Source organism: Pseudocitrobacter corydidari (assembly GCF_021172065.1).
GTDB lineage: Bacteria > Pseudomonadota > Gammaproteobacteria > Enterobacterales > Enterobacteriaceae > Pseudocitrobacter > Pseudocitrobacter corydidari.
The window spans coordinates 664,970-690,851 of sequence record NZ_CP087880.1; the positions used below are offsets into that span (position 1 = coordinate 664,970).

General features: G+C 48.8%; 28 protein-coding genes and 1 other annotated feature. Of the genes, 15 read left to right on the forward strand and 13 right to left on the reverse strand.

Translation table 11 applies throughout. From position 1 onward, the window contains the following. The first annotated feature begins 90 nt into the window (after window positions 1-90). The 9 genes from G163CM_RS02945 to wzzB all read left to right on the forward strand — a co-directional run bounded on the left by G163CM_RS02945 (window position 91) and on the right by wzzB (window position 9,449). Complete coding sequence (locus G163CM_RS02945; protein WP_231826860.1) at window positions 91-486, forward strand: FAD synthase family protein; 396 nt, start codon at window positions 91-93, stop codon at window positions 484-486. Between the two features lie 75 nt (window positions 487-561). Further along, the gene (locus G163CM_RS02950) at window positions 562-1,647 is read left to right on the forward strand and encodes a CDP-glycerol glycerophosphotransferase family protein (RefSeq protein ID WP_231826861.1); all 1,086 of its coding nucleotides are present in this window, start codon (window positions 562-564) and stop codon (window positions 1,645-1,647) included. Further along, entirely contained in the window at window positions 1,631-2,413 is a 783-nt protein-coding gene (locus tag G163CM_RS02955; protein WP_231826862.1) for a glycosyltransferase family 2 protein, read from the forward strand. Before G163CM_RS02950 ends, G163CM_RS02955 begins: the two co-directional genes overlap by 17 nt. Window positions 2,414-2,420: 7 nt before the next feature. Further along, window positions 2,421-3,719, forward strand: a complete 1,299-nt coding sequence (locus tag G163CM_RS02960; RefSeq protein ID WP_231826863.1) for a hypothetical protein — start codon at window positions 2,421-2,423, stop codon at window positions 3,717-3,719. After that, window positions 3,716-4,462: a lipid II flippase family protein gene (locus G163CM_RS02965; protein WP_231826864.1), complete on the forward strand. Its 747-nt coding sequence runs from the start codon at window positions 3,716-3,718 to the stop codon at window positions 4,460-4,462. The genes G163CM_RS02960 and G163CM_RS02965 overlap by 4 nt, the downstream gene beginning before the upstream one ends. A 3-nt stretch (window positions 4,463-4,465) precedes the next feature. Further along, window positions 4,466-5,410: a glycosyltransferase family 2 protein gene (locus tag G163CM_RS02970; RefSeq protein WP_231826865.1), complete on the forward strand. Its 945-nt coding sequence runs from the start codon at window positions 4,466-4,468 to the stop codon at window positions 5,408-5,410. 90 nt (window positions 5,411-5,500) lie between these two features. Then, window positions 5,501-6,907, forward strand: coding sequence for an NADP-dependent phosphogluconate dehydrogenase (gene gndA / locus G163CM_RS02975; protein ID WP_001572820.1), 1,407 nt, complete (start codon window positions 5,501-5,503; stop codon window positions 6,905-6,907). Between the two features lie 231 nt (window positions 6,908-7,138). Further along, on the forward strand, window positions 7,139-8,305 hold the full coding sequence (gene ugd, locus G163CM_RS02980) for a UDP-glucose 6-dehydrogenase (RefSeq protein WP_231826866.1): 1,167 nt from the start codon (window positions 7,139-7,141) through the stop codon (window positions 8,303-8,305). Between the two features lie 169 nt (window positions 8,306-8,474). Next, window positions 8,475-9,449, forward strand: coding sequence for an LPS O-antigen chain length determinant protein WzzB (wzzB, locus tag G163CM_RS02985; protein ID WP_420851435.1), 975 nt, complete (start codon window positions 8,475-8,477; stop codon window positions 9,447-9,449). Between the two features lie 60 nt (window positions 9,450-9,509). Here wzzB and hisIE read toward each other — a convergent pair whose 3' ends face one another. The 9 genes from hisIE to hisL all read right to left on the reverse strand — a co-directional run bounded on the left by hisIE (window position 9,510) and on the right by hisL (window position 16,696). Beyond that, window positions 9,510-10,109, reverse strand: a complete 600-nt coding sequence (gene hisIE / locus G163CM_RS02990) for a bifunctional phosphoribosyl-AMP cyclohydrolase/phosphoribosyl-ATP diphosphatase HisIE (protein WP_231826868.1) — start codon at window positions 10,107-10,109, stop codon at window positions 9,510-9,512. After that, window positions 10,103-10,879 carry an imidazole glycerol phosphate synthase subunit HisF gene (hisF, locus tag G163CM_RS02995; protein ID WP_231826869.1) on the reverse strand — a complete coding sequence of 259 codons (777 nt, stop codon included), beginning with the start codon at window positions 10,877-10,879 and terminating at the stop codon, window positions 10,103-10,105. Before hisF ends, hisIE begins: the two co-directional genes overlap by 7 nt. Next, window positions 10,861-11,598, reverse strand: a complete 738-nt coding sequence (hisA, locus tag G163CM_RS03000) for a 1-(5-phosphoribosyl)-5-[(5-phosphoribosylamino)methylideneamino]imidazole-4-carboxamide isomerase (RefSeq protein ID WP_231826870.1) — start codon at window positions 11,596-11,598, stop codon at window positions 10,861-10,863. Before hisA ends, hisF begins: the two co-directional genes overlap by 19 nt. Next, the gene (hisH, locus tag G163CM_RS03005; RefSeq protein WP_231826871.1) at window positions 11,598-12,188 is read right to left on the reverse strand and encodes an imidazole glycerol phosphate synthase subunit HisH; all 591 of its coding nucleotides are present in this window, start codon (window positions 12,186-12,188) and stop codon (window positions 11,598-11,600) included. Before hisH ends, hisA begins: the two co-directional genes overlap by 1 nt. After that, on the reverse strand, window positions 12,188-13,255 hold the full coding sequence (gene hisB, locus G163CM_RS03010; protein ID WP_231826872.1) for a bifunctional histidinol-phosphatase/imidazoleglycerol-phosphate dehydratase HisB: 1,068 nt from the start codon (window positions 13,253-13,255) through the stop codon (window positions 12,188-12,190). The genes hisH and hisB overlap by 1 nt, the downstream gene beginning before the upstream one ends. Next, a complete protein-coding gene (gene hisC, locus G163CM_RS03015; protein WP_231826873.1) occupies window positions 13,252-14,313 on the reverse strand; it encodes a histidinol-phosphate transaminase in 1,062 nt (353 codons plus the stop codon). The genes hisB and hisC overlap by 4 nt, the downstream gene beginning before the upstream one ends. Next, a complete protein-coding gene (hisD, locus tag G163CM_RS03020) occupies window positions 14,310-15,614 on the reverse strand; it encodes a histidinol dehydrogenase (RefSeq protein ID WP_231826874.1) in 1,305 nt (434 codons plus the stop codon). The genes hisC and hisD overlap by 4 nt, the downstream gene beginning before the upstream one ends. A gap of 5 nt (window positions 15,615-15,619) precedes the next feature. Beyond that, window positions 15,620-16,519: an ATP phosphoribosyltransferase gene (gene hisG, locus G163CM_RS03025; protein ID WP_015963868.1), complete on the reverse strand. Its 900-nt coding sequence runs from the start codon at window positions 16,517-16,519 to the stop codon at window positions 15,620-15,622. A 33-nt stretch (window positions 16,520-16,552) separates the two neighbouring features. Beyond that, window positions 16,553-16,673: a sequence feature (His leader region), on the reverse strand. Further along, window positions 16,649-16,696 (reverse strand): his operon leader peptide, encoded by a 48-nt coding sequence (hisL, locus tag G163CM_RS23520; RefSeq protein ID WP_420851436.1) that lies wholly within the window; start codon window positions 16,694-16,696, stop codon window positions 16,649-16,651. Its footprint overlaps the feature before it by 25 nt. A gap of 178 nt (window positions 16,697-16,874) precedes the next feature. On the opposite strand from hisL, the gene G163CM_RS03030 reads away from it, so the two are divergent. From G163CM_RS03030 to tsuB, 6 genes are all read left to right on the forward strand, one after another. After that, window positions 16,875-17,699: an SDR family oxidoreductase gene (locus G163CM_RS03030; protein WP_231826875.1), complete on the forward strand. Its 825-nt coding sequence runs from the start codon at window positions 16,875-16,877 to the stop codon at window positions 17,697-17,699. Between the two features lie 37 nt (window positions 17,700-17,736). After that, window positions 17,737-18,654 (forward strand): LysR substrate-binding domain-containing protein, encoded by a 918-nt coding sequence (locus tag G163CM_RS03035; RefSeq protein ID WP_231826876.1) that lies wholly within the window; start codon window positions 17,737-17,739, stop codon window positions 18,652-18,654. A gap of 230 nt (window positions 18,655-18,884) precedes the next feature. Next, window positions 18,885-18,947 (forward strand): membrane protein YoeI, encoded by a 63-nt coding sequence (gene yoeI, locus G163CM_RS23525; protein WP_108475379.1) that lies wholly within the window; start codon window positions 18,885-18,887, stop codon window positions 18,945-18,947. Further along, complete coding sequence (plaP, locus tag G163CM_RS03040; RefSeq protein ID WP_015963871.1) at window positions 18,937-20,295, forward strand: putrescine/proton symporter PlaP; 1,359 nt, start codon at window positions 18,937-18,939, stop codon at window positions 20,293-20,295. The genes yoeI and plaP overlap by 11 nt, the downstream gene beginning before the upstream one ends. Before the next feature lie 188 nt (window positions 20,296-20,483). Continuing rightward, window positions 20,484-21,539 (forward strand): thiosulfate utilization transporter TsuA/YeeE, encoded by a 1,056-nt coding sequence (gene tsuA, locus G163CM_RS03045; RefSeq protein ID WP_149462347.1) that lies wholly within the window; start codon window positions 20,484-20,486, stop codon window positions 21,537-21,539. Between the two features lie 14 nt (window positions 21,540-21,553). Further along, on the forward strand, window positions 21,554-21,781 hold the full coding sequence (gene tsuB / locus G163CM_RS03050; RefSeq protein WP_015963873.1) for a thiosulfate utilization sulfurtransferase TsuB/YeeD: 228 nt from the start codon (window positions 21,554-21,556) through the stop codon (window positions 21,779-21,781). Window positions 21,782-21,810: 29 nt separating this feature from the next. Here tsuB and G163CM_RS03055 read toward each other — a convergent pair whose 3' ends face one another. The 4 genes from G163CM_RS03055 to G163CM_RS03070 are packed head-to-tail and all read right to left on the reverse strand — an operon-like array spanning window position 21,811 to window position 25,880. Continuing rightward, window positions 21,811-22,227, reverse strand: coding sequence for a hypothetical protein (locus tag G163CM_RS03055; RefSeq protein ID WP_231826877.1), 417 nt, complete (start codon window positions 22,225-22,227; stop codon window positions 21,811-21,813). Beyond that, window positions 22,203-23,489: a phosphatase PAP2/dual specificity phosphatase family protein gene (locus G163CM_RS03060; protein ID WP_231826878.1), complete on the reverse strand. Its 1,287-nt coding sequence runs from the start codon at window positions 23,487-23,489 to the stop codon at window positions 22,203-22,205. The genes G163CM_RS03055 and G163CM_RS03060 overlap by 25 nt, the downstream gene beginning before the upstream one ends. Then, window positions 23,486-25,246: a bifunctional alpha/beta hydrolase/class I SAM-dependent methyltransferase gene (locus G163CM_RS03065; RefSeq protein WP_231828320.1), complete on the reverse strand. Its 1,761-nt coding sequence runs from the start codon at window positions 25,244-25,246 to the stop codon at window positions 23,486-23,488. Before G163CM_RS03065 ends, G163CM_RS03060 begins: the two co-directional genes overlap by 4 nt. After that, complete coding sequence (locus tag G163CM_RS03070) at window positions 25,239-25,880, reverse strand: lysophospholipid acyltransferase family protein (RefSeq protein WP_231826879.1); 642 nt, start codon at window positions 25,878-25,880, stop codon at window positions 25,239-25,241. The genes G163CM_RS03065 and G163CM_RS03070 overlap by 8 nt, the downstream gene beginning before the upstream one ends. Window positions 25,881-25,882 lie beyond the last annotated feature (2 nt).

A 25,882-nucleotide genomic window follows, 5' to 3' on the forward strand; every position in this document is an offset into this window, starting at 1 on the left:
CGGTAGGCTGGCCTGCGACATAATGAATTTTGTGCAGTGCACTGGTAGCTGTTGAGCCAGGGGCGGTAGCATACCTTTAGTGAGATAACTATGAAGAGAATTATTACTTTCGGTACATTTGACGTCTTTCATGTTGGTCATGTTAATATTCTGGAAAGAGCTGCTGAATATGGCAATCATTTGATTGTAGGTGTGAGTTCCGATAATTTGAATTATGCTAAAAAGGGGAGGTTTCCCGTCTACAGTCAACAAGAAAGATGTCGAATTATAAGCGCCTTAAAATTTGTTGATGAAGTGTTTTTGGAAGAGTCTCTTGAGCTTAAAAAAAATTACATTTTAGAGTTTCGTGCTGATGTACTTATTATGGGGGATGACTGGAAAGGACGTTTTGATTGGGTGAAGGACGTCTGCGAAGTTATTTATTTACCAAGAACACCTTCAATATCAACTACTGAGATTATTGAAGTGGTAAAACAGTTAAAATAAATATTGATAATTAACATGATTTTAGATTGAAAAAATGGCAGTCTTTTAGCTTGGGTTTTTTCTTGAAGGTTAAATATGAATCATATTTTAAGATTTGCTATTTCACTATTTTCTCTACCAATTGTCTTCATTCTTAGACCATTTATAACTAAAAATAAGTATCTTTTCTACTCTCCTCTTGGGCTCAAAGGGAATATCAAATATTTATATGATTATTACAAGGAAAAAGGTGAGTGTTGCGAGTTTATCGATATAAGTCAGATTACATTGAAACAGCAAATTAAGCTTGTTTTTAATTTTGCAAAAACACGAGCTGTTTTTTTGACCCATGGTTTAGGAAGATTACCCTTAGCATGTTTTCTGGTACCAAGAGTCCAATTGTGGCATGGTTTCCCACTCAAAAATATTCTCCTAAATAGCCCTTATGATTTAAATAAATTTAGTTTTATTGGTTTCAATAAAGTTTATAAGCTGCTTTATAGGTTAAGGATTTATTTTAGCTACACATATTTGGTTACATCTGACTCACTAATGGGAAGGCGATTAGCTAATAGCTTCAGATATAATGATAATAAAGTTTTGTTTTTTGGTGTGCCCTCACAGGAAGTTGCGGAATCAAAAATCAAAAAGAATAAAGATAATCTTCTAAAAATCCTATATCTCCCAACTTGGCGAGATGGTTCGGATGATATTAAAGATATATTGTTAAAAATGAAAACTGCTTTTGAAAATAAGTTTTCAACAGATAATGAAATTAATTTAATTATTAAGTTGCATCCATATGAATTGAAACGAATTGACGTCAAAAAGTTAGAAAGCACTAATGTCAAATTTATTAATTCAGATGTTTGTGACATGGTGGATTTTTATTCTGAGTTTGATTGTTTAATTACGGATTATTCCAGTGCTTGTTTTGAGTTTGCACCCGTTTCTAAAAGTGTAATTTTCTATACTCCTGATATAGATAGATACATGAATAACCGGGGGTTTGATGAACATATGAATATGATGATAAGAAAATTAGGTATTCGTGATGTTGATGATTTACTAGCCGCTCTATTACAATTAAAAAACAATGATAAATTTTTCGCGTTAGATTATACCACGTATGTTGGAAGTAGTAAGGGGTGTATGGAATCCATTTATGCAAAATTTAAATAATTCATTAGTTTCAATTATTATGCCTATATATAATGGTGAGGCCTATATTCATGATTCTATATCATCAGTTAAAAAACAAAGTTATGATAATTGGGAGTTAATAATTATTGATGATCATTCAAATGACGCAAGTTTACAAATAGCGCAAAAATATGCAGAGCAAGATGAAAGGGTCAAAGTATTTCAAACAGAGATGCTTTGTAGTGGAGCTGCAAAAGCAAGAAATTTGGGAGTTCAATATTGTACTGGTCGATATATAGCATTTCTAGATTGTGATGACTATTGGTCTGCTAATAAAATTCAGTTGCAAATAGCATTGATGAAAGAACATAATGCTAATTTTTGTTATGGGTCTTATGCTATATTTTCTGGTCATGTAAACAACCTCATTGGCGAATTTCGGCCACAATCACTAATAAGTTACAGCAAATTGCTTAGGGGATGTGATATTGGTTGCTTGACCGTAATGTATGATTCATATGCCTTGGGGAAACATTTTTTTCCTATGGTTGATAAAGAAGATTATGCTCTTTGGTTAAAAATACTTAAGTCTGAGCATGCCAGAGTAGTGCTCTGTGAAAGTATTATTGCTTTTTATCGAGTGTCTTCAGAATCACTCTCGTCTAATAAATGGAGGGAGTTAGTACGGCAATATAATGTTTATCGCAGGGTTGAAGGTATTGGAGTGCTCAAGTCTCTATTTTATTTATCCTGTTATGCGTGCTATGGATTGAAAAAACATTACATAAATTATAGAGGTAAATAAATTGATAATGCGTGATGATAAATTCATCCATAGAACTTTTTTTATAGTTTTTTTCTTTTCTATATTTTGTTCTTTTAATTTTTTGCCATTTATTAGTGCCGAAGTGCAGCCTGTAATTGGTGTGTTCATTATAGCATACGGTACTGTTCAAATACTTTTAAATTTAAAGTTATCAAGCACATCCTTTAGTATAGTAATATTCCTGTTTTTTCTGGCGCCTTCATTTGTTATAGGGGTTTTAACAAAAGCTTCAAACGGGATTACAATATTTTTCTATTTGATTGGTCCGGCTGTTTTTTGTTACTTTTATAAATATTTTGGATTTTTACAAAAAAAACATTTAGTTATAATATTGACTGTTTTTTTTATTGTTTCAATTATTCAGGCTATTTCTCCTGATGCTATTAATGGTATTATTAATCCTATATTTGAAAAAATAATTAAACGAGGGCGTCTGGGTTTTTATGGCGGTGGGCGAGGTGTAGGTGTTCTATATTCTGAACCAGCGCATGCTGCAAAGTACATATTTTTATTATCAGTACTGCTGATAACGATGATTATTTCCCCTAAGTTATTTCATGATATAAATACTCATTACAATAAAAAGAATATATTTCTAGTTTTCATGCTTGTTGTATGTATTTTTTTAAATAAAAGCGCATCGCTTTATGCTACTTATTTAATACTTTTGTTTTTTTATTTGTTTTTTTATTTTCTGAGTGCAAATGTCAATCGGTTGTTATCATTTTTTATTATTGCGCCAATGTTATTATTTGCAGTTTATGTTTTTATTTTGTTTGGGGGATATAATTTCCTACCTGAACGTTTATCCGGGATCATGAACTCATTCCTTGAAGTTAGGAAGGATTTTAGTTTAGATGATTTACAATATTTTGGAAGTATCAGAATAATATCTGTTATAGCGGGATATGCTGGAGCATTTATCGAGCCTTTAGGGGTCGGTTTAGGCAATGGCGGGGATGAGATATTTCAAATTATGGAGAAAGTGGGTTTTAATACTAATGCTATTTCCTTCTTGACGAGCCAGGATGTTGAGTTCCTTAAGCCTAATGCATATGGAGCTCAAATTTCACTTGATGCAGGTATTCTGGGTTTTGTTATAGTAATGAGTTTTACTATTTATTTGCTTTCGAAAATTAATACAGCAACTAAAACACATTGTTTTTTTAGTTCGCTATTAGCTTTGTCAATTTTTCAGATATTGTTTTTCAGTACCACTACTGTTACGGCTCCCTGGATGACCTTGGCTTTAAGCTTATTTGCATTAAAAAGGTTAAAGAGATGAATTTGATCTTAAATAATTGGTACTTATATGTCATTCCCTTTTTATATGGCATGATGCTGCTCATTGAGTTCATATCACAATATAGTCGAGTGGCTGGATATTTTATTGATAAAAATGCAATAGCCTATTCTTTGCAGAATACTACTTTTACTTTAACACGTTTCTTCTCTGTATTGCTGATGCCTCTGATTGGTCTTATGGTCGATAGTGGTTATACACCTTCTATCTTCATAGTATGTGTGCTCTTATCTTTCTACTTTGCGGCTATCTTAGGTGGTGGAGTATATTTCTTACGTAAACCAATTTGCAACTTTTATATAAGATTCATTATAAACTATGTCAATGGTAGAGGGATCTTTCATTCGTTTTTCAGGTCTATTTCCAATAGTAAAGTGGAAGGAATAAAAGTTGATATTTCAGATATAGATAACTTTAAAGTTGATTATAAATATTTCTTTATTGCATGCTTTGTTTATTCTATTCATGCTATAGGGATCTTCATGACTTTTTATTTTGCTCTAATATCGCCTAGTCATAAAATAATGATTACGCAAATGTCTGGTGTTATAAATGCCTTTGCAACTTTATTATTAACTTTTAAAATTGATCCTGCGCTTTCGGTAGCCATTGAGAGGCGTTATAATTTTATTTCTGCTTTTATGTCAATATTTTATGCTCGAATTTTTGTATTCTCAGTTATTGCGCCGGCTATATTTTTATTACTCTATAAGGCAACTGTTTAAACAATGACAATGAAATTTTCAGTTATAATCCCTCTTTATAATAAAGAGAAATATATTGCAAGTGCAATATGGTCCATCTTGGATCAGACATATCAAGATTTTGAAATAATAGTGGTTGATGATGGTTCTACAGATAAAAGCGTTTGTGTTGTTGAAAACATAAATGATACGCGTATAAAACTAATAAAACAAAAAAACTGTGGCGTTTCGTGTGCAAGAAATACTGGAATTAATAATGCTGTTGGCGACTATTTACTTTTTCTCGACGGGGATGACATTTATTTGCCAAATGCGTTAGAGCATTTCTCTTTTTTAATTGAAAAATTTCCTGATAATGGTTATTACTGCTCTAACTATTATAGGGTTCGCGACGGGCATAAAACACCAGCAATAGATGTATCAAGGATTTTGGGTAAAAAATTCGAATATGGTGTTGTGGATAATTTTTTCTATATAGCCGCATATCATCCTGGATCTTTTCCATGCCATGCCTCAACTTTCTGTATTGAAAGGAAATCACTATTAATCAGTGAGTTGACTTTTCCGAATGGGGTTACTCATACAGAGGATGTTTATTTCTGCTCATTATTAGCGATGAAGTTTAGACCGGTATTCTCTCGGGAATGCATACATGAATATAATCTTAACACTGAGGCTAATTCCAGAAATACCAGGCCCACAAATGAAAGATTTATCATTGAAGAACTAAGGAAATATGTTGATACTATTCCTTGGTTAAAACATTTCTTAGCTAAGAATATTATTCACTTGCTTTATAATTGCCTTGAGTTTGGGGACCAGGTTAATTTTTATAAGCATAAAAAAGAACCTATGTTTTCATATGGCTATATGCTCTCCTCCTATAAAATTCATTTTTTAGTATTAAAGTTTTTACCTTTTAAACTCCTCCGAAAATTGTACCTTATTAAATTAGGAAGGAAAAATTAAAGCTTGTCATCTCCATTTTATTAGTTAATACCTTTCGAATATAACGTGCTAAGGTATAAATTGTAGTGAAACCTCATACAGGAGTACATAATGTCCAAGCAACAGATCGGCGTAGTCGGTATGGCAGTGATGGGGCGCAACCTGGCGCTCAACATCGAAAGCCGTGGTTATACCGTCTCCATCTTTAACCGCTCCCGTGAAAAAACTGAAGAAGTTGTTGCCGAAAATCCAGGCAAAAAACTGGTTCCTTATTACACGGTACAGGAATTCGTCGAATCTCTTGAAACCCCTCGTCGTATCCTGTTGATGGTGAAAGCAGGCGCGGGCACCGATGCCGCGATTGACTCCCTGAAACCGTATCTCGATAAAGGCGACATCATCATTGATGGTGGTAACACCTTCTTCCAGGACACCATTCGCCGTAACCGTGAGCTGTCTGCTGAAGGTTTCAACTTCATCGGTACCGGTGTTTCCGGTGGTGAAGAGGGCGCACTGAAAGGCCCATCCATCATGCCTGGTGGTCAGAAAGAAGCCTATGAGCTGGTGGCCCCAATCCTGACTAAAATTGCTGCGGTTGCTGAAGATGGCGAACCGTGTGTGACCTATATTGGAGCAGATGGCGCGGGTCACTACGTGAAAATGGTGCACAACGGTATCGAATACGGTGATATGCAGCTGATCGCAGAAGCGTATTCTCTGCTGAAAGGTGGCCTGAACCTGTCTAATGATGAGCTGGCAAAAACCTTCACCGAGTGGAATGAAGGCGAACTGAGCAGCTATCTGATCGATATCACCAAAGATATCTTCACCAAAAAAGATGAAGACGGTAACTATCTGGTTGATGTGATTCTGGATGAAGCAGCTAACAAAGGTACCGGTAAGTGGACCAGCCAGAGCTCCCTGGATCTCGGTGAGCCGCTGTCCCTGATCACCGAGTCCGTATTCGCGCGCTATATCTCCTCTCTGAAAGATCAGCGTGTTGCAGCCTCTAAAGTGCTTTCCGGCCCTAAAGCGGAACTGGCTGGCGACAAAGCGGCGTTCGTTGAGAAAGTACGCCGTGCGCTGTATCTCGGTAAAATCGTTTCTTACGCGCAGGGTTTCTCTCAGCTGCGTGCCGCGTCTGACGAATACAACTGGGATCTAAACTACGGTGAAATCGCGAAGATCTTCCGTGCTGGTTGCATCATTCGTGCGCAGTTCCTGCAGAAGATCACCGATGCCTACGCTGAAAATGCCGGTATTGCTAACCTGCTGTTGGCGCCGTACTTCAAAAATATCGCTGATGAGTATCAGCAGGCGCTGCGTGACGTGGTTGCCTACGCTGTGCAGAACGGTATTCCGGTGCCGACCTTCGGTGCTGCGGTTGCCTACTATGACAGCTACCGTTCTGCGGTACTGCCGGCTAACCTGATTCAGGCTCAGCGTGACTATTTCGGTGCGCACACGTATAAACGTACTGATAAAGAAGGTGTATTCCATACCGAATGGTTGGACTAATCCTAAATAAATAATGAAAGCCCGGCGATGCCGGGTTTTTTTTGCGCCAAATTCTTATTGCTTTATAGTCTCGTCTTAATATTAACTTAATATCGATGATTTATGCTCTCTGAAGAAAGTCCGAATTGTTTGTAATTCTATTGCAGTGAATGCGCTTACGAGTTAAAAAATTTTAAACGTATTGATGTGATATCACATTATAAATAATTAAGTTTATTCTGAGAGAGTACAATGAAAGTCACCATCTCTGGTACAGGCTATGTCGGCCTCTCGAACGGCCTGCTGATCGCGCAACACCACGACGTCGTAGCGCTGGACATCATTCCTTCACGTGTGGATATGCTCAATGAGCGTGTCTCGCCCATTGTTGACAAGGAGATCCAGCAGTATCTGCGCTCAGGGGAGCTGCGTTTTACCGCAACCACTGATAAATACCTTGCCTATCAGAATGCTGATTACGTTATTATCGCGACGCCAACGGATTACGACCCTAAAACTAACTATTTCAATACGTCCAGCGTTGAGTCGGTAATTCAGGATGTTATTGAGATTAATCCGCAGGCCGTCATGATTATTAAATCAACGGTGCCGGTAGGTTTTACGGATTCGGTGAAGAAAAAATATGCCACCGATAATATTATTTTCTCGCCAGAATTTCTGCGCGAAGGTAAGGCGCTTTACGATAACCTGCACCCTTCACGGATCGTGATTGGTGAGCGTTCAGAGCGCGCAGAACGTTTTGCCCGGATGCTCCAGCAGGGGGCGATTAAGCAAGACATCCCCACGTTGTTTACCGATTCGACGGAAGCTGAAGCAATTAAACTCTTTGCCAATACCTACCTGGCAATGCGCGTAGCTTACTTCAATGAATTAGATAGCTATGCTGAAAGCCTTGGCCTCAACACCCGCCAAATCATTGAAGGTGTCTGCCTGGACCCTCGCATCGGCAATCATTACAACAACCCTTCATTTGGTTACGGTGGCTACTGCCTGCCGAAGGATACCAAGCAACTGCTGGCGAACTACCAGTCGGTGCCTAACAACATCATCTCTGCGATTGTTGACGCTAACCGCACGCGTAAAGACTTTATCGCAGACGCGATTCTGGCGCGTAAACCGAAAGTTGTCGGTATCTACCGCCTGATTATGAAAAGCGGCTCCGATAACTTCCGTGCCTCCTCCGTACAGGGCATCATGAAACGTCTGAAAGCGAAGGGGATAACGGTGATTGTGTATGAACCGGTGATGAAAGAGGATGAATTCTTCAGCTCACGCGTGGTTCATGATCTGGAAGCGTTTAAACAGGAAGCGGATGTTATCGTTTCTAACCGTATGGCCGAAGAGTTAACGGACGTAGCAGAGAAAATCTACACGCGCGATCTTTTTGGCAACGATTAACTCAAATTATTGACAAGCTGAATGCCTTACGCGACGGGCGTTCAGCCTTTTTTCTTATTCTTTTCAGGTTTCTCTGTTTTTGGTGAAAATCCTATAGAAATTCAGAATGGTCCAGGTAAACTGATGCCTTCGTGGGTATTTCTGTTCGGATGTCACTAAGGTTTATATGATTCAAGATAACAATAATGGGCGCAACGGGTATGAGCGTGAGCCGGAGCAGGTCGACCTTATCGATTTGTTAATGCAGCTCTGGCGAGGCAAGTTGACCATCATCGTGTGCGTCATCGTCGCTATAGCCATTGCTTTGGCCTATGTTTTTCTAGCGAAAGAGAAATGGACCTCAACCGCGACTATCACGCGTCCTGATGCCGCGCAGATAGCGACCTACCATAACGCGATAAATACGTTGGATTCATCAATTACCTTATCCGACGTTCAAAACCAGGTGATTAACCGTTTCAACTCCGCATTTATTGCTTTGACAGAAGCACTGGATAATCAGGAAGAGCCTGAGAAGCTGACTATTGAGCCGTCTGTTAAAGGACAGCAACTGCCACTTACCGTGACTTACGTAAGTGACACCGCTCAGTCCGCCCAACGCGGTGTAGCCGAATACATCCAAAAAATCGACGAACAAATCGCCGACGAACTGGAGCTTGACCTTAACGACACCATTAAACTGCGTGTGATGAACATTAAGGACGATCTGGAAAACCAGGAGACCGTTGCTCAGGAACAAAAAGACCTGCGTATTAAGCAGATCACCGAATCTCTGAAGTATGCGCAGAAAAGTAACGTCACCAAACCGCAGCTTCAGCAGACGCAGGATGTTACACAGGAAACCATGTTCCTGTTGGGGACTGAAGCGCTGGGCGCAATGGTAGCCAACGAAGCCAGCCGTCCGCTGACGTTTGGCGCAGGTTATTATGCGCTGAAGAAAAATCTGCTCGATATCGAAAAGCTGAAAGTCGATCCGAAAACCATTCACGTCTACCGTTACGTGATGAAGCCGACGCTGCCAATCCGTCGCGACAGCCCGAAACGTGGCCTGACGCTGGTCCTGGCGGTGCTGCTGGGCGGGATGATTGGTGCCGGTGTTGTGCTGGGCCGCAACGCACTGCGTAACTACAAAGCCAAAGCGTAACGCTTACGGCAGATAACAAAAAAACCGGGCTCGCCCGGTTTTTTTATGCCTGATGAAAACTTACTGGTGGCGTTTGCGCAGGTTCTCAATCACGGTCGTCAAATCAAGATCCTGATCCTGCAACAACACCAGCAGGTGATACATCAAATCCGACGCTTCATTGGTCAGCTCAAAGCGGTCTTTCACCGTCGCCGCCAGTGCGGTTTCTACACCTTCTTCACCCACTTTCTGCGCGATGCGTTTGGTGCCGCTGGCGTACAGGCGTGCGGTGTAGGAGCTTTCCGGGTCAGCGGTTTTGCGCTCGGCCAGCAGTTGTTCCAGTTGATACAGGAACAACCACTGGTGGCTGGCGTCGCCGAAGCAGCTGGAGGTGCCTTTGTGGCAGGTTGGGCCAATCGGGTTGACCAGCACCAGCAGCGTGTCGTTGTCGCAGTCGGGCGTGATGCTCACCACATTCAGGAAATGGCCGGAGGTTTCACCTTTGGTCCACAAACGTTCTTTGGTGCGGGAGTAAAACGTCACTTTGCCGGACGACTCTGTCTGCGCCAGCGCCTCTTTATTCATGTAGCCCAGCATTAATACTTCGCCGGAAACCGCGTGTTGTACGATGGCGGGCATCAGTCCGTCGGTTTTTTCCCAGTCCAGTTGTTCAGTTAACATACCCGTATCTCCACGCCCTGTGCGGCCAGGTACGCTTTTAATTCACCAATATTAATAATTTGCTTGTGGAATACCGAGGCGGCCAGCGCGCCATCGACATCCGCATCGCGGAAGGCTTCGAGGAAGTGTTCCATAGTGCCCGCGCCGCCTGAGGCAATCAGCGGAATGTGGCAGACTTCACGCACTTTTTTCAGTTGTTCCAGGTCGTAGCCGTTGCGCACGCCGTCCTGGTTCATCATGTTAAGGACGATTTCACCCGCGCCGCGTTTTTGCACTTCCTGCACCCAGTCGAGAGTTTCCCACTGGGTGACACGGGTGCGGCTTTCATCGCCTGTGTATTGATTGACGTGATATTTGCCGCTGTCGGCGTCAAACCAGGTGTCGATCCCGACTACGATGCACTGCACGCCAAAACGATCCGCCAGGCGGGTAATCAGCTCCGGGTCAGCAAGCGCCGGGGAGTTGATGGAAATTTTATCCGCGCCAAATGAGAGGATCTTCGCGGCGTCGTCGATGGATTTAATGCCACCGGCGACGCAGAAGGGGATATCAATGACTTCCGCGACGCGGGAAACCCAGCTTTTATCGACGACACGGCCATCGCTGGAGGCGGTGATATCGTAAAACACTAATTCATCTGCGCCTTCGTCGGCATAGCGTTTCGCCAGCGGCACAATGTCGCCGATGATTTCGTGATTACGGAACTGCACGCCCTTGACGACCTGACCATCACGCACGTCCAGGCAGGGGATTATCCGTTTTGCCAGCATTGGATGGCCTCCGTTACGGTGAATTTATCTTCCAGCAGTGCACGGCCCACAATCACGCCGCGCACGCCGGTGCCGCGCAGAGCGGCGATGTCCGCCAGCGAGCCTATACCGCCGGAAGACTGAAATGCCACCTGCGGGTAGCGGGCGCAAACTTCTTCATACAGCGAGACGTTAGAGCCTGCCAGCGTGCCATCGCGCGAAATATCGGTGCACAGTACGTGTTGCAGGCCAACCGGCAGATAGGTTTCAACCAGTTCTTCCAGCGTGACGCCGGAATTCTCCTGCCAGCCGCTAACCGCGACTTGCTTCGCGCCTTGTTCGTCGATGCGTACGTCAAGCGCCAGCACCAGGTGCTCCGCGCCAAAGCGGGTAAACCAGCCTTTAACGATGTCCGGGGATTTTACCGCCGTCGATCCGACGACCACGCGTTCAACGCCAGCATCCAGCAACGCGGCTACATCGTCTTCGGTGCGCACGCCGCCGCCAACCTGTACCGGCACGTTCACGCCCGCAACCAGTTGCTTCAGCAACGGGATCTGGCGCAGCGCCGGGTCTTTCGCGCCGGTTAAATCGACCAGGTGTAGCACTTGCGCGCCCTGAGCGGCGTAATCCTGTAAACGTGGCAGCGGGTCGTTACCGTAGTCGCGCTGTTGGGCGTAATCGCCCTGATGCAAACGTACTACCGTGCCATTAATTAAATCTAAAGCTGGAATGATCATTACATCTCCAGGAAGTTTTTCAGCAGTTGCGCCCCGGCCGCACCCGAACGTTCCGGGTGAAACTGCACGCCGTAAAAGTTATCTTTCTGCACCGCCGCGGTAAACGGTTCGCCGTAGTTACATTGCGCGATGGTGTAGGGGTTCACCGGCATGGCGTAGCTGTGGACGAAATAGAAGTACGCGCCATCTTCGATACCCCGGAACAGACGGTCGCCCGCTTTCGGGTAGACGCGGTTCCAGCCCATGTGCGGCAACGGCAGACCGAAATCGGTCATTTTCGGCACGTCCTGGTCGATAATGCCCAGCAGGTCGACGCCGTTGCTTTCTGCGCTGCGGCTGCCGAGGATTTGCATCCCGAGGCAAATACCCAGCACCGGTTGGGTGCAGGCTTTAATTAGCTCGACCAGTTCACGTTCGCGAATCTGGTCCATTGCCGCCTGCGCGGTGCCGACACCCGGCAGAAACAGTTTATCGGCGCGCAGCACCACGTCCGGGTCACGGCTCACCACCGGATCATAACCGTGGCGGCTGATGGCAGACTTTACCGAATTCAGGTTGGCGCAGCCGGTATCGAGGATAACGACGTTCATCACAGCACTCCTTTTGAGGAGGGAAGGGTATCGCCTTCTACACGGATCGCCTGGCGCAGGGTGCGACCAAAGACTTTGAACAGGCTCTCCACGCGGTGGTGATCGTTCTTACCTTTGGTTTTCAGGTGCAGCGTCACGCCCATGGTGTAGGAGAGCGAGCGGAAGAAGTGCTCGATCATCTCAGTACTCAGGTCGCCGACGCGCTGGTAGGTGTACTCGGCTTTATATTCGAGGTGCGGACGCCCGGAGATATCCAGCGCGCAGCGTGCCAGGCATTCATCCATTGGCAGCACAAAGCCGAAACGGTTGATGCCACGTTTGTCGCCCAGCGCCATTTTTAACGCTTCGCCCAGCGCCAGGCCGGTATCTTCCACCGTGTGGTGATCGTCGATATACAGGTCGCCCTGCACGGCAATCTCCATGCGGAAGCCGCCATGGGTGGCGATTTGGTCCAGCATGTGGTCGAAGAATCCGACGCCGGTATTGATTTTGCTGCCGCCTTCACGGTCCAGCCATACTTTGACGTCGATCTGCGTTTCTTTGGTTTTACGCTCGACGTGCGCGTAACGGTCGCGGCGGGTGAGCTGCTCACCAATCGTCGCCCAGTTCAGCGTTTCGCGGTTATAGCGCAGGCCGATGATATCCATGTTTTCTGCCAACTGGATATCGGTGGCACGATCGCCAATCACATAGCTGTTGGCTTTATCCATCACGCCGTCGGCCAGCCAGGCGGTGACCAGCTTTGTTTTCGGTTTGCGGCAGTCGCAGTTATCCGCCGGGAAGTGTGGGCAAATCAGCACGTCTTCGAAGTGAACGCCCTGTGAGCTGAAAACCTGCATCATCAGATTATGCGGGCCATCGAAGTCAGCCTGCGGATAGCTATCCGTGCCCAACCCATCCTGATTGGTGACCATCACCAGCTTGTAACCCGCTTTTTGCAGGGTCAGCAGCGTCGGAATAACGTCAGGCTCAAATTCCAGTTTCTCGAAACGGTCAACCTGGAAATCGCTCGGCGGCTCTGCAATCAGGGTGCCGTCGCGGTCAATAAAGAGAAACTTCTGGGTCATACATTCTCCGCATTCAAAGCGTCAATAACGCGCTGGCTCTCTTCGCGGGTGCCGATGGTGATACGCAAACAGCCGCTTAAAGAAGGTTGTTTATTTTGGTCTCGTAAGATAATGCCCTGATCCCACAAAGATTTAAACACCGCGCTGGACGCTTTAATTCGCACAAGAATGTAATTGGTTTCAGAGTCGAAGACCTGTTCCACGCACGGTATGCCGTCAAGGTTCGCCACCAGATACTGACGCTCTGCCAGAATTTGCGCCACACGCTCGCGCATCGCGGTGATGCCCTGCGGCGCCAGCGCCTGCGCGGCAATATCCGCAACCGGTGTAGAAAGCGGATAAGGGGCAATCACTTTCAACAGAAGGGCGATAACCTCTTCATTCGCCAGGGTAAAACCACAACGAAGACCGGCGAGCGCAAAGGCTTTGGAGAGCGTGCGCAGAATCACCAGATTCGGGTATTCGTTCAGCCAGCCTGCCAGCGTCGCCTGCGGGCAAAACTCAATGTAAGCTTCGTCGGCAACCACCAGCGCTTTACCGCGCGTCATCTCCAGCAGCGTGCGGAAATCCTGCGGGTTAATCAGCTGCCCGGTCGGGTTATTCGGGCTGCAAACGTAAACCACTTTCACGTCGTCGAGCTTGTCAGCGATGGCGGGGAGATCGAGCTGCCAGTTTTCCAGCGTCGGTACGGTGCGGCACTCTACGCCGATGGTTTCCGCGCTCACGCTGTACATGCCGTAAGTCGGCGGGCAGTAAAGAATTGCATCTTTGCCCGGTTCACAAAACGCGCGCACCAGCAGTTCGATGCCTTCATCTGCGCCACGGCTGACCAGCACCTGCTCCGGCTTTACGCCGGCATAGGCGGCGTAGTTTTCAATCACCGCTTTTGGCTGACATTCCGGGTAGCGGTTCAGCGTTTGCGCGGTAAGCTGAAATTCGACCGGCGTCGGGAACTCGTTGGCATTAAGCCAGACATCGCCTTTGCCGCCCAGGCGGCGAGCAGACTGATAAGGCGTCAGATTACGCACATTCTCGCGGGCTAACTCTTCAATGCTCATGCTTGCTCCTTCAGGGCATTTACGCGCAGGGTGACGGCATTTTTGTGGGCGGTCAGCAGTTCGGCTGCGGCCAGCGTTTCAATGGTGGCGGCGAGAGACGCAAAACCGTCGCGGGAGAGCTCCTGCACGGTCATGCGTTTCTGGAAATCCGCCAGCCCCAGGCTGGAGCAGGTTGCGGTGTAACCGTACGTCGGCAGCACGTGGTTCGTGCCGGAGGCGTAATCGCCTGCCGATTCCGGCGACCAGTCGCCGAGGAAAACGGAGCCTGCGCTGGTGATATTGTCCACCAGGTCACGGGCGTTGCGGGTCTGAATGATCAGGTGCTCCGGGCCGTAGGCGTTGGAAATCTCCACGCACTGAGCGATGTCGCGAGCGATAATCAAACGGCTGGCAGAAAGCGCCTGACGCGCGGTGTCGGCACGGGAAAGCTCCGTAAGCTGACGTTCCACGGCTTCCGCCACGCCACGCGCGATGTCGGCGTCCGGCGTCAGCAGGATCACCTGCGAATCCGGGCCGTGTTCCGCCTGTGAAAGGAGATCGGCGGCGATAAAGTCTGGCGTCGCGCCGCTGTCGGCAATCACCAGCACTTCAGACGGGCCCGCTGGCATGTCGATAGCGGCACCGTCCAGACGCTGGCTAACCTGGCGTTTGGCTTCAGTCACAAAAGCGTTGCCCGGCCCAAAAATTTTATCCACCTTCGGAATTGACTCGGTACCGAGTGCCAGCGCGGCGATAGCCTGTGCGCCGCCGACTTTAAACACCTCTTTCACACCGCACAGTTGTGCGGCATACAGAATTTCATCGGCAATCGGTGGTGGCGAGCAGAGCACCACTTTCTGGCAACCGGCAATGCGCGCTGGTGTCGCCAGCATTAATACGGTAGAGAAGAGCGGCGCAGAACCGCCCGGAATATAGAGGCCCACCGAGGCGATAGGGCGCGTAACCTGCTGGCAGCGCACGCCCGGCTGGGTTTCGATATCCACACCTGGCAGAATTTGCGCAGTGTGGAAGGTATCGATATTTTTCACCGCGACCTTCATCGCGGCTTTCAGTTCATCGCTCAGGCGGCGGCTGGCCTCGGCAATCTCATCTTCGGTGACTTTCAGCGCAGTCACGTCGGTTTTATCAAACTTCGCGCTGTATTCGCGCAGGGCGCGGTCGCCGTTTTGCTTAACGTTATCCAGGATCTCCGCGACGGTGCGCGTAATGCTGTCGGAAGCCGAAATCGCCGGGCGCATCAGCAGCGCCTGCTGCTCTTCCTTATTACAACCATTCCAGTCGATCAGGGTGTTAAAGCTCATGGTCGTTACTCCATCATCTTCTCAATCGGCAGCACCAGAATCGAGCTGGCACCCAGCGCTTTCAGTTTTTCCATTGTTTCCCAGAACAGGGTTTCGCTGCTTACCATGTGCATCGCCACGCGCTGTTGGTCGCCTGCCAGTGGCAGAATGGTTGGGCGTTCGGCACCCGGCAGCAGGGCGATCACTTCATCCAGACGTTCGGTTGGGGCGTGCATCATGATGTATTTCGATTCACGCGCCTGAATCACGCCCTGAATACGGGTCAGCAGGCGGTCAATCAGCTGTTGTTTGGCTTCGCTCATCTCGCCGTCGCGCTGGATGAGGCAGGCTTTGGAGCGGTAAATCACTTCCACTTCACGCAGGCCGTTGGCTTCAAGCGTTGCGCCGGTGGAGACCAGGTCACAAATCGCATCGGCGAGGCCAGCACGCGGGGCCACTTCAACGGAACCGTTCAGCAGGCAGGATTTAAACGCGATACCTTTCTGATCGAGGTAACGTTTGAGCAGGTGCGGGTAAGAGGTGGCGATGCGTTTGCCGTCCAGACCTGCCGGGCCGTCCCAGGCTTCATCCACGGCGGTGGCCAGCGACAGGCGGCAGCCGCCGAAATCAAGACGACGCAGGGTGTAGTAGCGAGGGTCTTCACCCTGCGCGCGGCGGCTCAGCAGCTCTTCTTCCAGCACGTTTTCGCCGATGATGCCGAGGTCAACCACGCCATCCATAATCAGCCCCGGAATATCGTCGTCACGCACGCGCAGAATATCGATAGGCATGTTCTCCGCCATCGCGATCAGGCGCTGGGTGTGGAGATTGATTTTAATGCCGCAACGGGCGAGTAATTCGCGTGAATCATCGCTCAGGCGACCTGATTTCTGCATAGCTATGCGTAAACGGCTGTTATCTAACATTCTGATTTCCTCTTACCCTGCTGAATTTAGTTCAAAAAAAAGCCCCCGGAAGAAATCTTCCGGGGGCTCTCTTGCGTTCATGCACCACTGGAAGATCTAGACGTCTCCCAGCACACATCGCCTGAAAGACTAGTCAGGATGATGGTGATGGTGGTGTTTAAATTGAACGCACATAATTAATCTCTCGTTGAATGAGTATTCACTTGATGTCTTTTAACCTAGCCCACTTTCACCGTTGAAGGCAAGGGGTTTTTTCAATCTTTAAATCATTTCATATTCACACTATAAATTGTCAGTTACCTCAGGCTGGCGTAGCCTTATAGAAGAAGGATAGCCAGAAACCAGGAGAGCAGGCATGAAAAAGGTCGCGATTGTCGGATTAGGTTGGTTGGGCATGCCGCTGGCGCTGGCGTTGACGGCGCGTGGGTGGCAGGTTACCGGCAGCAAAACGACGCAGGATGGGGTGGAAGCGGCGCGGATGTGCGGGATTGACAGCTACCCGTTACGCCTTGAGCCACAACTGGTTTGTGACGCGGAAGATTTAGACGCGCTGATGAATGTAGACGCGCTGGTGATTACCTTACCGGCGCGCCGCAGCGGCGAGGGTGAAGATTTTTATCGTCAGGCGGTGCAGGAGATTGTGGATACCGCGCTCGCCCATCATATCCCGCGCATTATTTTTACCAGTTCCACGTCGGTGTATGGAAATACGCAGGGGACGATTAAAGAGAGTTCGCCGCGCGAGCCCGTAACGTCGAGCGGCAAGGTCCTGAAAGAGCTGGAAGATTGGCTGCATCACCTGCCGGGGACGTCCGTTGATATTCTGCGTCTGGCGGGGCTGGTGGGGCCGGGGCGTCATCCGGGCCGATTCTTTGCCGGGAAATCCGCGCCGGACGGCCAGCATGGCGTGAATCTGGTGCATCTGGAGGATGTGATTTCTGCGATTACGCTGTTATTGCAGGCTCCGAAAGGCGGACATATCTATAATATATGTGCGCCCCTTCATCCGGCCCGCGAAATTTTTTATCCGCAAATGGCGCGCGAGCTGGGTCTGGAGACGCCGGTGTTTTCGCAGCATGCGGGCAGCGGCACGGGCAAACTTATTGATGGCAACCGTATTTGCCATGAGCTGGGTTTCGAATACCAGCATCCTGATCCGCTGTTAATGCCGATGGAATAACCCGCCTCGGCGTTCAGCCTGATGCAAGGGGACGACCATGAAGCCTTTGCTCGATGTGCTGATTATTCTTGATGCATTAGATAAAGAAGGGAGCTTTGCCGCGGCGTCGGCAAAGCTCTACAAAACCCCGTCAGCCCTCAGTTACACCGTTCATAAGCTGGAAAGTGACCTCAATATTCAACTTCTCGACCGTAGCGGCCACCGGGCGACATTCACCCGTACCGGGCAGATGCTGCTGGAAAAGGGCAGGGAAGTGCTGCACACGGTGCGCGAGCTGGAGCAGCAGGCGGTGAAATTGCATGAAGGGTGGGAAAATGAACTGGTGATTGGCGTGGATGATACATTTCCTTTTTCACTGCTGGCGCCATTAATTGAAACCTTTTATCAACATCACAGCGTTACCCGGCTGAAATTTATTAATGGCGTGCTGGGTGGTTCATGGCAGGCATTAATTCAGGGCAACGCAGATATTATTGTCGGCGCATTACGTGAACCGCCTCCGCTAAGTGGCTTTGGTTTCCTGCCGCTTGGCCAACTGGAGCAGATTTTTGTGGTAGCGGCGCATCATCCTCTGGCGCAAATGCCAGAGCCTTTATCACGTCGAACGATCAAGCGTTTTCGCGCGATTGTTGTCGGGGATAACACCTCGCCAGAATGCGCCACATTTCAGCAACTTCTTGATGATCAACAAGCGATTACGGTCTTCGATTTCAAAACGAAACTTGAATTACAAATCAGTGGGTTAGGGTGTGGTTATGTGCCCCGGTATCTCGCTCAACGCTTCCTCGAAAGTGGAGCGCTGGTTGAAAAATCCGTGGTCGCCCATATCCCCTTTGAACCGGTCTGGATTGGCTGGAATGAACAGACTTCCGGGCTCGCCAGTGCATGGTGGCGGGATGCTGTTTTAGCAAATAGTGCTATAGCTGCGGTCTATAATTCGACCGCTGCTGAATAATCAATCGGTTAGATAGCGAAGTTAGCCGATCGGCTTCACATTCTCTTGTATTTTTATGTCAATTTGATGCAGAATGTGCCGCTTGCAAAATATGAGACTAACCGACGTTTTAATACGCGTCGGTTATTTTTTTGCATCAAACAAATCATTCAATAAAAGAGGCCGGGCTTCGTACCGGATAGATACTTACTTAAAAAACGACAGTTGTTGTCGCTGAGGAAATCAAAAAAATGGGGCAATTTTTTGTTTTTGCGACGGTTTTCACCCGTAAGGAGAATAACCATGTCGCATAACGCTACTCCAAACACCTCTCGCGTGGAATTACGTAAAACCCTTACGCTGATTCCGGTTGTCATGATGGGCCTTGCCTATATGCAGCCAATGACGCTGTTTGATACGTTCGGTATCGTATCTGGTCTGACAGACGGTCATGTGCCGACTGCCTACGGCTTTGCACTGGTGGCGATTCTGTTCACCGCGCTGAGCTATGGCAAGCTGGTACGTCGCTACCCGTCTGCGGGTTCTGCCTATACTTACGCCCAGAAATCCATCAGCCCGACCGTAGGCTTTATGGTGGGCTGGTCGTCGCTGCTCGACTATCTGTTCGCGCCGATGATCAACATCCTGCTGGCTAAAATCTATTTTGAAGCCCTGGTGCCGTCTATCCCGTCGTGGGTATTCGTGATTGCGCTGGTGGCCTTCATGACTGCCTTCAACCTGCGCAGCATTAAATCTGTCGCCAACTTCAACACCGTTATCGTGGTGTTCCAGGTGGTGCTGATTGCCGTTATCCTGAGCATGATCATTTATGGTCTGTTCCATGGTGAAGGCGCGGGTACGCTGACCAGCACGCGTCCGTTCTGGTCTGGCGATGCGCACGTAATCCCGATGATTACCGGGGCAACGATCCTGTGCTTCTCGTTTACCGGCTTTGACGGCATCAGCAACCTGTCTGAAGAGACGAAAGATGCTGAGCGTGTGATTCCGCGTGCAATTTTCCTGACTGCGTTGATCGGTGGCCTGATCTTCATCTTCTCCACCTATTTCCTGCAGCTTTACTTCCCGGATATCTCTCGCTTTAAAGATCCGGATGCGTCACAGCCTGAAATCATGCTGTACGTAGCAGGTAAAGCGTTCCAGGTTGGCGCGCTGATCTTCTCCACCATTACCGTACTGGCATCCGGTATGGCGGCGCACGCAGGTGTTGCGCGTCTGATGTACGTTATGGGTCGTGACGGCGTGTTCCCGAAAAGCTTCTTCGGTTATGTACACCCGAAATGGCGTACTCCGGCGATGAACATCATCCTGGTGGGCGCGATTGCGCTGCTGGCAATCAACTTTGACCTGGTCATGGCAACGGCGCTGATTAACTTTGGTGCGCTGGTGGCGTTCACCTTCGTGAACCTGTCCGTGATTTCACAGTTCTGGATCCGCGAGAAGCGTAACAAAACGCTGAAAGACCACTTCCAGTATCTGTTCCTGCCAATCTGTGGTGCGCTGACCGTTGGTGCGCTGTGGGTTAACCTGGAAGAGAGCTCAATGGTTCTGGGTCTGATTTGGGCGGCTATCGGCCTGATCTACCTGGCATGCGTGACCAAAAGCTTCCGCAACCCGGTTCCGCAGTACGAAGACGTCGCGTAATCTTTTAAGATTCGCTAAAAAACCGGAGGCCAAATGCCTCCGGTTTTTTTATGCCTTAATTTCACGTGGTTTCTAAAAATAATCGATAAATAACCAAACGGAATATCATAGAGGTTTTGGTTATTGGTTCCTGGCAGGTGTGGCTGGAATAATTTACGCACTGATATTTTCCAGGTTGATTAATTTTTATGTTGCAGATGATCGTGAGCGGAATAATTTGTGGCGCGTTGCTGGGGTTTGTGATGCAGCGTGGTCGCTTCTGCCTGACCGGCGGTTTCCGCGATATGTATATCGCGAAAAACAATCGCATGTTTTATGCCTTACTGATCGCTATTTCGGTACAAAGCCTTGGCGTCTTCGCGCTGATTCAAACCGGGCTGGTGCAGTATGATGCGGGCGCGTTCCCGTGGCTCGGCACCGTGGTGGGCGGTTTTGTCTTTGGTATTGGTATCGTCTATGCGGGCGGCTGTGCGACCGGGACCTGGTATCGCGCCGGGGAAGGGCTGATTGGCAGCTGGATTGCGCTGGTTACCTATATGGTGATGAGCGCGGTAATGCGCTCGCCGCACGCAGCCGGGCTGAACGCGTTTCTGGGGCAGCACACCACTGCGCACAACGGCATTGCGGAAACCCTGAATATCTCCGTCTGGCCGCTGATTGCCGTGCTGCTGATTGCTACTCTCTGGCTGGTTAGTAAAGAACTGCGCAAACCGAAGCTGAAAGTAGCTTCACTGCCGCCGCGCCGTACGGGGCTGGCGCATCTGTTGTTTGAAAAACGCTGGCATCCCTTCGTTACCGCCGTGTTGATTGGCCTAATCGCGCTGCTGGCATGGCCGCTGAGCGAAGCCACCGGGCGTATGTTTGGTTTAGGCATCACCTCGCCGACCGCCAACATTCTGCAATTCCTCGTTTCTGGCGAAAGTAAATACGTTAACTGGGGCGTCTTCCTGGTGCTGGGTATTTTCCTCGGCTCCTTTATCGCAGCCAAAGGCAGCCGCGAGTTCCGCGTGCGTGCCGCCGATGCCAGCACCACATTGCGCAGTGCCTCCGGTGGCGTGCTGATGGGCTTCGGCGCCAGCATTGCAGGCGGTTGCTCGATCGGTAACGGACTGGTGATGACCGCGATGATGACCTGGCAGGGCTGGATTGGCCTGGTATTTATGATCCTCGGCGTGTGGACCGCGTCGTGGATGTTGTATGTGCGTCCGCAGCGTAAAGCGAAGCTGAAAACCGCTACGGCATAACAGGAGTAAAAAAGATGACGGTAAAAAAACTCGATGTGGTCACCCAGGTGTGCCCGTTCCCACTGATCGAAGCAAAAGCAGCAATGGCCGAAATGGCCAGCGGCGACCAGTTGGTGATTGAATTCGACTGCACCCAGGCGACGGAAGCGATTCCTCAGTGGGCGGCGGAAGAGGGGCACACCGTGACTGATTTCCAGCAGGCGGGCGACGCTGCCTGGAGCATCACGGTACAGAAAGCCTGATAGCGTGCGCCCCGCAAGTGCGGGGCGTATTACCTTGCGACCAATACAACTACCCAGATAAGCCACAGAATACCGGTAAGTAACATCGTCAATTTATATTGTTTTAAGGCCCCTGACTGACGTTGTGCAAAAGTCAGCGTTTTAAGCTTTTTGCGCCGCCAGATAAAGAAAAGCGCGTCTCCTGCTATAGGGTTATTCTTTTCGTCAATCGCGCGAAAATACCGGCTATCCAGCCAAAGTCGCCAACATCCATACCAGATCAGCCCGCAAAAAAATGCCATTAACCCGATGAGTACGCGAGGGTAAAAGCATGGTCTCGACAGCAGTATCCACAGCACGGGCGGAATTGAAAAAAACATGAAAAAACGCGAACTCTCAAGCGTGTATTGTACTAGCTGACGTTGCAACAACGCCTCGCTGTTTAGTTGATTATCTCTGTTTTCCATCTTTGCAGGAGTTCTCGGTGTTCAGGTGTAAAAACAACCTCCGGCCTGGCCTGTTGAATCATTGCCACGGCATCCGAAGGTGTGAGTTGTGAATTTCGGTAAATCAGCCAGGCTGCCGTGACCAGCGCGCTACGTGATAAACCCAGAGCGCAATGGACCAGCACGCTGTCATGTTCCGTTCGCAGTCGTTCCAGTTCGGTTACTGCGCGGCGCAACTGGGTGATTTCCGGATTAACTAAATCCAGCATCGGTACGCAATAATAAGCCTTGCCGTGAGTTGCATGGAAGCGAGGGAATTCACTGGTAAGATCGAGCACGGCATGTTGAGTGGGTAATACACGCGGATAGACGGAAATAGACACCCCTTCACTAACCGGGCTGATCGGGGGTAACGTGCGCGTGTACAGCCGCATTGATATCCACATACCCGTGCGCCAGGGCAGTAATAACCACCATGCCGCAGGTGCAATCCGTCCTTGTTCATTTTTCTGTAGCGCGTTCACGCCAGCTACACCGTAAGCTAAGGTTACGATAAGCAAGGCGAGTGTAGGCCACCAAAACCAGGGCGTGATGAGCGTCGCGGAAAGTGTGGCGAACATGGCGCTAAAATAGCGCAAGCTTAGTTGCATTCCTTTCCCGGTTGCTAATTTCCCATGCCAGTTACCCTTCTCGGGAATAAGCCAGTCTATGAACAACCCCGTGGCGAATCCCGTGAGGACATCAATAACGTGATGTTGCCAGGTTGTCAGAACCGAAACTGCAATCAGCAAAAACCAGCTGGTATTCAGCGGTTGCCATCGATCAGGTAAATGTCGCGAGAAATGACGCCATAGCAACCAACACAGAATAATGTGCAAAGAAGGTGATTGGTTATAAGGCAGGTCGAAGTGTTCAAGCTGAGCAAATAACCAACCTGCAAGGCCGGTTATCTCTGGTCGGGTAAAGGTAAACTGCAAAGGAAACAGCAGGAAACCTGCGCAGGCTATCAGCGAAGCCAGCAGCAACTGGCAAACCAGCCGTCGTTGTTCATGGCGTGACGTGCAAACAAACAATGATAGACCGTACAGGAGATCCAGACTCCAGTAAGGCAGGATGGTCAGCGGTAAGAAAGGGATATTCTGTTCCCAGCGAAAGACAACACTCCCAACGTCGCTTCGCCCGGCAGTAAACTGATTCACCTGTCCATAGGTTAAGAAAAAAAAGGGGGCCAGCACTATTAGCCAGCCCATTCCTTGCCTGAAGAGGGTAAGTCGGGTGGTCATGATGCGCGGCGCACAGCCAGTGAAACTGTAAAAATACCCCATTCATCAATAAGCTGTGTACATTTATCGAAACCAGCCTCGCGGACGAGGGCGTCCATCTCGCCCTGTGTACGCACGCGCATAATCCACGCTTTGCCATCTTTATGACTGGTGAGCGACCAGGCAATAGTTTTTAGCTGCGGATGCCAGGGCTGGCCGGTATAGATCAAAATACCGCCAGGCTCAATGGCCTCAGCCATTCCCGCAAGCGAGTGACGTACTCTCTCGTTTTCAGGGAAAAGTTCGTACAATCCAGAGACAATACCAAGGGTCGGGCGTGGGGTGAGCGCTGCCAATTCCTGGCGATTAAACGCGTCGCCCTTTTCAAAACGCGCACGGTCAGCCATGCCGCGACCAGCGATCATCTCCTGACCTTTCGAAACGTTTAATTCGCTGAAGTCGCGCAAAAGTATTTCAGTTGCCGCAGGGTTGTCTTCCAGCGCATCAAGCACATAGCGCCCATGACCGGCAGCAATATCGACCACACGCACTGGCTTGTTTTGTGCAGTCAGATGTTCGACCGCTTGCGTTATAAGCCTCTGAAGATGAATTTTGCGCTGACGAATACCTTTCCAGCCCACGCTGTTGAGGTAATTCTTATCAATCATCCTCCCCAGCATGCTGCTTCCTTGTGGTTGATTACGATAGACATAATCAAGCGTGCTGCCGGAATCAAACCCGGTTTCAAAACCAAGACGTACGCCTCTGGATTGGGTTCCCAGTATTTTCATGCCATAACGTAAGCCACGGTAGGCAAAGTCATCCAATGAATAGGGCTCTGGCCCCCCACTTAACATGCGCCAGTTATCGGCACCAGGGCTTCGCCTATCTTCAGCGCTGTAGTCAAAAGGTTGCGATGGGTTGCTATAAAGCGTGTCAATGAATCCACGCATTTTATCGAATGCCAACTGGCGATCTTTTTCGCCGAGCGTATCGTGATAAAAACCAGACAGAATGTGCAGTTCTTTATTTTGATTACGTAGCTTATGGTAGAAATCAAGCTGCGGCTGGCGGTGCACGACGTAATCCTCCCCCGAGACCAGCATCTGAACCGGCAGGATAATTGCGCTGGCATCGCTCACTACGCGCTCTGCCGTTTTATAGAGATCAAGCAGGATATTGACGGCAATGGGACGAGTAATCAGTGGGTCCTGATTGAAACTTGCCACCCGATCGGGGTCGTGAGTCAGATACTTACCCTTAACGTAAGAGTTCACAAAAAAGAGGCCGCGTAACCGATGCATCAACGCCAGTCCGGAACGGGCGAAGGGCACGTAAAGTTTGACCTTAAAAGCCGGAGATGCCAGAACCAGTCCGCGGATGGTGGGCGCATAATCATGCGCCCAGGTTGCCGCCAGCACTGCGCCAACGCTTTGCGCCACCACAACGATATCCTCCAAAGGTACCTGGCTATCACGCGCTGTGAAGCGGACAAACTCGTCGACATCCATCACCGAGCGAGCCAGTGAAGGGCTGAAGCCTCGGAGGCCGGGAGAGTGACCATGGCCCCTGGCATCCCAGGCATAAAAAGCAGTGTCCGGCATGGCAAGCTCATCGACAATATGCTGCAAGCGACCTGAATGTTCGTGACCACGATGGAATAACACGATCACTTTCCGCACCGTCTCCCCGGCTGTTGCGGGCCAGTAGCGATAAAACAACTCAACATGATCGCTGGTAAGAAATTGTCGTTCTTCAGCTGTCCGTGTATTAATCATGAGAATGATTCCCTGTTGTTTGTTGCTCAAGCGCGAGTAGATGTTCCTTCAGCATGCTCATAGACACCTTTTTATCCGCGTTAAAATGCAGCGCATCACCGATAGTGACATCGATAAACAGCGGCAGAGGGATAATGCTGCCTTTGGCCATCGACTGCTCAGTTCCATGAAGCCAGATGGGGATGATTGGTACTTCCGGTACAGCCTGGCTCAAGTACCAGACGCCTGATTTCAGCGGCGAAAGAATGCCCGGTTCGCCGCGTGTTCCTTCAGGAAACAGAATGACCGTTTTTCCTTCGTGTAATGCTTGCTCACATAATGCCAGCGGGTTGGAATCACCTCCTCTACGTGAAACGGGAATAATGTTGAGGATGTTTAGCGAAAACCAGGCCATTTGCTTGTTACGCAGGAAGTAATCAGCGGCCGCTACGGGGTGCACGTTGGCCTGCTGACATAGTGGAAAGAGGGAGAGCAGTGCAAACACATCCATGTGGCTATTGTGATTCGCCACGACAATCGCCGGGCCACGTTTGGGCAATTTTTCACGGTGTCTGATTCGCAGGCCTAACCATAGCCACATTACGGGCCAGACAATGCAAAGCGAGAACATCAAGCGAAGAATACGTTTCGGCATAG